General features: G+C 47.0%; 8 protein-coding genes and 1 pseudogene. 4 read left to right on the plus strand and 5 right to left on the minus strand.

The window, feature by feature from the left end; genetic code table 11:
• Nucleotides 1-18: 18 nt before the first annotated feature.
• Both AC5I6P_RS00005 and AC5I6P_RS00010 read right to left on the minus strand, forming a co-directional pair.
• Nucleotides 19-354, minus strand: a complete 336-nt coding sequence (locus tag AC5I6P_RS00005; RefSeq protein WP_495691703.1) for a Uma2 family endonuclease — start codon at nucleotides 352-354, stop codon at nucleotides 19-21.
• A gap of 164 nt (nucleotides 355-518) precedes the next feature.
• The gene (locus AC5I6P_RS00010) at nucleotides 519-716 is read right to left on the minus strand and encodes a heavy-metal-associated domain-containing protein (RefSeq protein ID WP_495691704.1); all 198 of its coding nucleotides are present in this window, start codon (nucleotides 714-716) and stop codon (nucleotides 519-521) included.
• 461 nt (nucleotides 717-1,177) lie between these two features.
• Between AC5I6P_RS00010 and AC5I6P_RS00015 the strand changes: the two genes are divergently transcribed.
• From AC5I6P_RS00015 to AC5I6P_RS00030, 4 genes are all read left to right on the plus strand, one after another.
• Complete coding sequence (locus AC5I6P_RS00015; protein ID WP_495691705.1) at nucleotides 1,178-1,891, plus strand: DUF305 domain-containing protein; 714 nt, start codon at nucleotides 1,178-1,180, stop codon at nucleotides 1,889-1,891.
• A 69-nt stretch (nucleotides 1,892-1,960) separates the two neighbouring features.
• The gene (locus AC5I6P_RS00020) at nucleotides 1,961-2,194 is read left to right on the plus strand and encodes a hypothetical protein (RefSeq protein WP_495691706.1); all 234 of its coding nucleotides are present in this window, start codon (nucleotides 1,961-1,963) and stop codon (nucleotides 2,192-2,194) included.
• A 267-nt stretch (nucleotides 2,195-2,461) separates the two neighbouring features.
• Nucleotides 2,462-2,818: a hypothetical protein gene (locus AC5I6P_RS00025; RefSeq protein WP_495691707.1), complete on the plus strand. Its 357-nt coding sequence runs from the start codon at nucleotides 2,462-2,464 to the stop codon at nucleotides 2,816-2,818.
• Between the two features lie 28 nt (nucleotides 2,819-2,846).
• Complete coding sequence (locus AC5I6P_RS00030) at nucleotides 2,847-3,116, plus strand: efflux RND transporter permease subunit (RefSeq protein ID WP_495691708.1); 270 nt, start codon at nucleotides 2,847-2,849, stop codon at nucleotides 3,114-3,116.
• On the opposite strand, the gene AC5I6P_RS00035 is transcribed toward AC5I6P_RS00030, so the two are convergent.
• From AC5I6P_RS00035 to AC5I6P_RS00045, 3 genes and pseudogenes are all read right to left on the minus strand, one after another.
• On the minus strand, nucleotides 3,082-4,836 hold the full coding sequence (locus AC5I6P_RS00035; RefSeq protein WP_495691710.1) for a WD40 domain-containing protein: 1,755 nt from the start codon (nucleotides 4,834-4,836) through the stop codon (nucleotides 3,082-3,084). The genes AC5I6P_RS00030 and AC5I6P_RS00035 overlap by 35 nt on opposite strands.
• Complete coding sequence (locus tag AC5I6P_RS00040) at nucleotides 4,764-4,931, minus strand: hypothetical protein (RefSeq protein WP_495691709.1); 168 nt, start codon at nucleotides 4,929-4,931, stop codon at nucleotides 4,764-4,766. Before AC5I6P_RS00040 ends, AC5I6P_RS00035 begins: the two co-directional genes overlap by 73 nt.
• Nucleotides 4,932-4,941: 10 nt before the next feature.
• A pseudogene (locus AC5I6P_RS00045) lies at nucleotides 4,942-4,995 on the minus strand (hypothetical protein); the annotation flags it as partial.
• Between the last annotated feature and the right edge of the window lie 37 nt (nucleotides 4,996-5,032).

Raw genomic sequence — 5,032 nt, forward strand, 5'->3', positions numbered from 1 at the left:
AGAACTTGAAAGGTCATGTTAGCTACCTTTGTTTTTATTTCCCGACAACTCTACTAGCTCAGCAGGCAAATAGGCAACATCAGGGCGACGACCTTGCTTGAGCGTTCGGCAGGGGGCTTCTGGATAAACTTCTCCTCTTTGCTGGGTTGAGAAGGCATGATTTCTCCATTCACTCACTAATCGCCCTTGAACCAAGCTATGCCGAAGTGTCATTCCGGTTGTCTCCACTAATTCTCCATCAATCCACTCCATATGGTGTGGAGGATGAAGCATGAAATCTTCTAACGAGAACAAAGACTGTTCTTCTGTAGAAGGTTCTGTAGTCACTATTTTTGGTGGCTGAGTGGCAACCATTGATCTAGCCTCAATGAATTAATTCTATTATCGCGGTTATTACTATGAGATTAAGGCGGAGTGCGATCGCTTGTAATCGAGCGATCGCACTTCTCAAGCATTGAATTTAGAGTGACGCGGGCGGCATATCATCACAGCGATCGCGTAATCAATAACAGATCAAACTAAGCAACGGTATATCCAGCCTCACTTACAGCTTGCTTAACGCTGGTTTCTGAAGCTTGCGTTTCAACATCAACCAGCTTCGTTTTTAGATCGGCATTCACCTTTGCGTTAGGATCAACCGCTTTGATTGCATGAGTAATCGTGTCACTGCAAGCAGAACAAGCCATGTTCGGAACAGTAAAGTGTAACGTCATCATTCGAGCTTCCTTGAAGCGAGAGCTTTATTATTGATTATTCTGAACCATCTAGTTGGCTGGAGTGTCAAGCGATCGTACTGAAAACTCTCCTAAGCAGTGAGAAGAGGCTGTCCCTCAAGCACAGAGATAGCCGCAATCGTAAGAACCACGTTACTCCTAAAGGAAACAAACAAGGGAACTGAAGCACAAAGGCTGAAGCGCAGTTCTTGGCTTTTACGATAGGAAGTTGCTAATGCAATCGCGTCTAACCATTTAGCTACAAACCCTTTAAAGAAGTTCAGTACTATCGATAGAGAGAAGTTCCATCCTGATTCCATCTTTTTGTGCTGCTTTGAATCACTGAATAGTTGACATTACACCACATTCAGGGAATCGATCTGAAATATACTTTTTGCCCTTGATTCTCCAGCCAACTAGACAGTTCAAAATACAAGGTGTAAACGAAATTTGTAAGTTTAAGTATGAATCGTTCACTGTTCAAAACAGGTTTACTTGGGCTTTCGCTTGGTGCGGTCATTGGTATGGGTGGGCTGACAGCTTGCTCGAACTCTGCTCAAAATTCAACCTCTAATCAAAGCCCTACTGCAACAGGTTCACCAATGGGTTCACCAATGGCAGGAACGCCAGGGATGGATCACGGCAACATGCACCACGGTAGCATGATGAACATGGATTTAGGTCCTGCGGATGCCGAGTATGATCTACGCTTTATTGATGCTATGCGATTGCATCACCGAGGCGCGATCGAGATGGCAAAAGAAGCCGAGCAAAAATCAAAACGCCCTGAAATCAAATCCCTCGCTCAAAACATCATTGTGACGCAAAACCGCGAAGAAAATGAGTTGATGGCAACATGGCGGAAGCAGTGGTATCCCAATGCATCTGAAGAATTTGTGGCTTACGATTCACAGCAGAACAAATCGATGCCGATGTCTCAGCAGCAAAAAGACAGCATGGCGATGAGCATGGATTTAGGTACAGCCGATGATCAATTTGATTTGCGCTTTATGAACGCCATGATTCCCCACCATGAAGGCGCGATCGCAATGGCAAAAGAAGCGCAACAAAAATCAAAGCGTCCTGAAGTTCAGAAACTGGCTAAAGCAATCGTATCTTCGCAACAAACCGAAATTGATCAAATGGAGCAGTGGCGCAAAGCTTGGTATAACCAATAGTCCGTTTCATGGTCATTTCGCATTTGGCCAGCACACTGAATAATTGTTGCTCTGTTTAGGAACGATCGTATGATGAATCCTGCTTCTGTTTCCACCTCAATTCGCCAACTTTCGACAACGCTGCTGATGCTCGGATGGCTGGCGGGAACTCCTATGATCGTTCTCGCGCACAGTGGACATGGGGATGAATTTAAAGGCGGATCTGCTCAGTCTAGTGGAAGCGTTCAAGTGGATGCAGAAACAGCACAGCGGCTGGTTTTAAGGTTGAACCTGTCACGCGCCAGCGATTGGCGTTTGGGATAAAAACGACTGGACAGATTGAGACGCTGCCGAACCGCCAAGTTGAGGTGATAACCCCTGTAGATGGAACAGTGCTGCGATTGTTGGTCAAACCCAGGGATACAGTTAATGCAAGGCAACCTGTGGCGGTCTGACAAGTCCTGATTTGGCTGAACTGCGATCGACCGCTTCAGATCGAAAAGTAGATGCGATCGCAGCCGTTCAAACTGCCGACGCCGATCTCCGGCTGGCACAGTAGAAGTCATAAATGGACTATTTGACGGCGACAAAGTGGTGACACAACGCGCACCGCAACTGTACGCACAGTCACTACGGGGCGACACAAAAGCAGATGCAGGCCATAGCAAAACTCCCGCAACAGCCGCTCAAGGAGCGAATCTTTCTGCTTTGCCGTGGTGGGTGACGTTGCCCATAGGAGGTGCGATCACGGCAGGTACATTTTGGGCAGGTACGGTTTGGGCATCGCGTTATAGTCGTCGGCTTCAGCCCGCAGCACAGGGTTCTCTATCCCCCCGTGACACTGAAATTTACTTTCATTCTAACGGTCATGGGAATGGGTCTGCTGATGGCAAAGTTCATACCCCACCAGAAACGCTAGAAGCAGAGCGAAAGCCTCATCAGAACTAATAGTCAACGATTATTAAAACTTACAGAATTGACAATATCTCTTGCTTATGCTGAATGCAATTCTGAAATGGCGATCGCTCAACGCTGGCTGGTGGTGATTGGTGCCATCATTGTTACCGTTTTGGGTAGCTACAACCTGGCTCGGATGCCGCTGGACGTGTTTCCAGATTTCGCGCCACCCCAGGTGGAAATCCAGACGGAAGCACCTGGACTTGCACCAGAAGAAGTCGAGTCGTTGGTTACCTTGCCGATCGAGAGTGCTGTCAATTGCAAAGACGGTTATATTCTTCCACAGTAGGAGTATTTTGCAAATAGCTTCTCACCCAAGTGCAGGCATAACTCAATTCATCTAATTGCAAAATCTTGTCCAAATTCCACAACAGCAGAGATTGATCATCACCTGCCGATATCAGCGTTTTTTCATCTAAAACAAAGGCTGTACTTCTAACAGCAGAATGATGGCGTTTTAGCGTTTTAACGATCGAGCCATTGCTGCCCCAAAGTTTAACAGTGCCATCCATTGAGCTAGACGCAATGTACAATCCGTTAGCGCTGAAGTTGACATCTAAGATAGCGGCTTGGTGTCCCTTGAGCGTCTTGATTAAATCACCCTCTATTCGCCAAAGCTTAAGGGTCTTGTCTTCTGAAGCAGATACAAACAGATTCTCTTTTGGGCTGAAGGCGATGCTCTGAATTGGAGCTTGATGATCTACGATCGTGTTCAGTAATGTCCCATTTGTCAGCCAAATTCTGAGCGTGTTGTCTAACCCTCCCGACACAATAAATTGGCTATCAGGACTGAATGCAACTGCCTTCACTGGCGCTCGATGAGCCGCCAAAACCCGTTCTGGTCTCGGACTTGAAATCAGACCTGTTTTATCACGCCGCCAGAGTTTGACTAGATTATTAGAGGATGCAGTGGCAAACCACCGACCATCAGGGCTAAATGCAACACCGTCCACATGGGGACGATCGCCCGTCTTCGCCTTGGGGTTGACCTCTAATGTTTGTAGATGTGTACCGTCAACCTTCCAGAACATCACCGTACCATCTCGCGAAGCGGTCACAAACATTTCCCCGTTGGGACTAAAAGCTGCGTTATGAATAGGCAACTGATGCGCCCTAAAGATCTTATCGGGGCGAGTATTAAACTGTCCGTCCGTTTGTCGTAGCCAAAGATTGACTTTCCCTTGACGCCCTATAGAGATAATGCGATTTTGGGTGGGGCTAACTGCCACTTTCAGCACTCCACCTGCCTCCGTAATTAATGGTTGAATCAGAGGATGCTGAAGGTTCCAGATACGAATTGTACCGTCTTCAGAAGCAGAAGTGAGCAAATCTCCTTTGGGACTAAACGCAATGCCTGTTACAACTCCTTTATGTCCTAATAAGGTCTCAAACAGCGTTCCACCTCCAGATCCAGGTTCGCTGGGGCTTTTAAATAAAGCACTGTCCTCGGGTTTACGAATAAACAAGAGTCGAATGTGGGCATCTTGTCCAGCCGTGGCAATGAGCTGTCCATCAGGGCTAAAGGTAACAGCCCACATTCCTGCCTGGGGTAAGGTCAGCGTTTGAAGTTCTGTGCCATCCATTTGCCACAGTGTCATTGAATGCATTCCGATATTGACAATCTTTGTTCCATCTGGACTGAAGGCAAGTTTATGAGCCGATCCATACACAGGAGGAAAGATCTTGATCAATGTACCGTCACTACGCCAAAGATGAATAGGCTGCCGAATTGCGGCTGTAGCAATGAATTGACTATCGGGGCTGAACGCAACCGTAATGCCTTTCTCTGCAAGGGTTTTAATCAACGAACCGTTACTACGCCAAAGTTTAACCGTTTGGTCTTCAGCAGTAGAAACAATGAATTGTCCGTTTGGACTGAACTTCACTTCGATGACTTCGGTTTGATGTCCATTAAGAATTTTCAGCAAAGTGCCATTTATGTTCCAGAGTTTGATGGTGCGATCGGCAGAAGCCGATACAAGGTGTTTTCCATCGGGGCTAAAGCTAATGGCAGTTGCTGGTGCGCCATGAGCCGGGCTTTTGCCATCTGCGGATAGCTCTCTGACAAAGCTGCCGTCTTGTTGCCAAATCTTGATTCTGCCATCTACACCTGCTGAAGCAATGAATTGACTATCTGGACTGAGGGCAACATCCTGCTTGACTGACAGAAGTACTGGAAGTTGAAACGAAAGCTAGGAGGGAAGC

It is taken from the genome of Myxacorys sp., assembly GCF_059501405.1.